Genomic DNA, 2,686 nt, shown 5'->3' with positions numbered 1-2,686 from the left:
TGACGAAATGGCCCAGATAGTTACGATAGGTCCGATCATAAAGGACATGACAGAATCCAGTGTAGTGGGAAGCAAGGAAGATATGTACACGCTGGCTCTGAGGAATGCGACTTTTTCCGATGCAATGGGAGTCCTTGGGTCGCAGCTGATCCCATGGCATGTTTATATGGGATTCTTCCTCGGCATCAGCGCATCTGTATATCCGCTCGCATCAAGCCTGACGGTTGGAGACATAATCACCCATAATTATTTTGCCTGGATAGCTGTAGGCTCTATGCTTCTCCTTACCTTCACAGGTCTTGACAGATACATCCCGCTCTTTAAGTTGCCTTCAGAACCCGATGTATATCTGAAGAGCGAGGCCGCCCGGTACAGCAAGTAGGTCAAATATTCATATCAGACTGTATTTGATCTCTCTATGATATTGCAGGATATGTAATAAAATGCTGCGGGAACGGTCGTACTTCCGTTCCCGCAGCATTTTATCCGAAGTTATTTTGCAAAAAGAAATATAATGGGTTTTTTTCAAAGGTTTATGGATCTTCAAAAGCATGACCGTTTTCTTAAGTATTTGACCGATTTTACGATCGCTCAGCTATTGCTCAGCAACCCCGCTCAGCCATTGCTCAGCTGCTTTAATTATCGCTTGCCATTATTTTAAAAAAAAGGGGGTCCTTTAACTGTTCTCTTTCCAGATCGGGATAATAAGCATACTTGAATATATCGGGGTCATCAGCTTTGCTGTTACCGGGGCATTCACGGCAATGCAGAAAAAGATGGACCTGTTCGGAGTCTCCGTTCTTGCTTTCACCGCGGCGTGCGGAGGCGGAATAATGAGAGACGTCGTCATGGATGTCGGCGTACCCGTCTTTTTCTCAAGTTATTCGACCATTGGCCTTGTCATGTTGTCAGTTCTCTTCGTCTTTATTATGCCTCAGGCCTTTTCTGTCAAATGGGTCCTTGTGGTGCTGGATGCAATAGGTTTAAGTTTTTTCGCCGTTGATGCCGGGATAAAGGCTATCAATCAGAACTACACTTTTGTGCAGTTTGTTTTTGTTGCTGTGATAACGTCTGTTGGAGGCGGGATAATGAGGGATATCCTTGCTCAGAGGATCCCTGTCATTTTCCGAAGGGATATTTATGCATTAGCCGCATTTGCCGGAGTTATATGCATGTGGTTCATCTATCCGATCATCGGCGAGAGAGCAGCCATGAAGCTGGGCCTTGCAATGATTTTCTCTATACGCATAATCTCAGTATATTTTGACATCAACCTCCCCGTGCTGAGGGCAAGTGGAGACGCGGGCAAACAAGAGGCAAGCAGAGGGAAAAGCCGGGAGTCGATTGGAAATCGATAGCAAATCCGTTGGGAGTCCGTTGTAGGGTCATGGGAATTGCGGTTTTTCAAGCCGCGGAGAATTATACATTATTAAGTGTCGAGACCCTGGATCCACTTCCTACGTCATCCCGGTATGCCCTTGAGCCGGGATCCAGGTTCTGATTAGGATTTTGATTTCATCCCCGTGGTCCCCGAATTCTTAAATCGGGTAACAAGCGGCTTAAGTTTTTATCCCTGCGCCTGCATGGGGCGTAACAAGGTGCATGTTCCTTTTACCTGCGGGGAGCTTGTTTCAACTCACGCGCCCGCATGGGGCGCGACAACGGCCGCTTTGTTATTTCTGAGCAATAAAGCAGGAAGACAGGCGGTTCATCCCCACGCTCGTGGGGAACACTACCGCGAGTGGCGATCAAATTGCCGAGAAGAGCCGGCCCAACCGGCGAGAAGGTTTGTAGAAACAAAAGACCTTAGCCCTTTTACGTCTTCCCGTTCAATTTTTGCTTCCTGCCCCACTTAATACTCCCAGATATCCATCCGGGAACACATTGAAAAGTCCATTCGATTCTAAGCGGCCTTTCATTAGTTCTTAGCCGGTGCACACGGACAGCAATGAAAGTCAGCTTTGGTCTGTCGTCCGGTCGAGATTTTATATTTTGAAGTCGATGTAACAGCTGTTTCCCCCTTATAAATTGATAAATATTTATTAAATACAAAAATCGTCCACATTGTTTTTGAAAAAGTTAACCAGAAATACTTTTTTGGGGTAAAATTGTTATTAAGGTAATATTATTATTTTTATCTCTTTATCTAACTTTCTTGTTGCAGTGGCTTCTCACACGTGTCCAAGATAGGAAAATGAAATAGAAAAGCCTCCGTAATTGGGATATCATTAAGTTGCGAAACAAAAGAATTCCAAAGAAACCACGGAGGCAAGACAATGATAAAGTGCATGAGCCTATTCAGTCAAATACTATCTGAGATGTCATTATCTTCAGTAAGCTTCGAGCAGTTTGACTCAACAACGATAAGCCTTTGCCTGTCATTATTCCCATGGGCAAACTACAGGCAGACCAAGGGAGGAAAAAGGTACACGTACTGCTTGACCAGAGTGACTACATGCCGTCATTCGTTACGATAACAGATGCGAAGACACATGACAGCACGATATCAAAGACCCTCGACCTGAAGCCTGGTTCGATAATAGCTGCAGACAGAGGATATCTCGACTTTGAACAATTCAGCAAGTGGAACAGAAGCAAGATCTTCTTTGTTACAAGAATGAAAGACAACATTTGTTACAAAACCATAATTCACGGCTGCGGAGCATACGGCAGTAACGTTCGTTCA

General features: G+C 44.9%; 3 protein-coding genes. All 3 read left to right on the top strand.

Annotated elements, in window-relative coordinates; genetic code table 11:
* Positions 1-382: Na+/H+ antiporter NhaC family protein (locus LLF78_04190; protein MCE5201691.1), on the top strand; the 382-nt coding region annotated here is incomplete at its 5' end.
* Between the two features lie 328 nt (positions 383-710).
* Entirely contained in the window at positions 711-1,358 is a 648-nt protein-coding gene (locus LLF78_04185) for a trimeric intracellular cation channel family protein (protein ID MCE5201690.1), read from the top strand.
* Between the two features lie 1,031 nt (positions 1,359-2,389).
* The coding region (locus LLF78_04180) for a transposase (GenBank protein ID MCE5201689.1) at positions 2,390-2,686 on the top strand (297 nt) is incomplete at its 3' end.

Source organism: Synergistaceae bacterium, assembly GCA_021372895.1.
Lineage (GTDB): Bacteria > Synergistota > Synergistia > Synergistales > Synergistaceae > JAJFTP01.
Note: the sequence above shows the minus strand (reverse complement) of the source record. Positions and strands in the feature narration are given on the sequence as shown.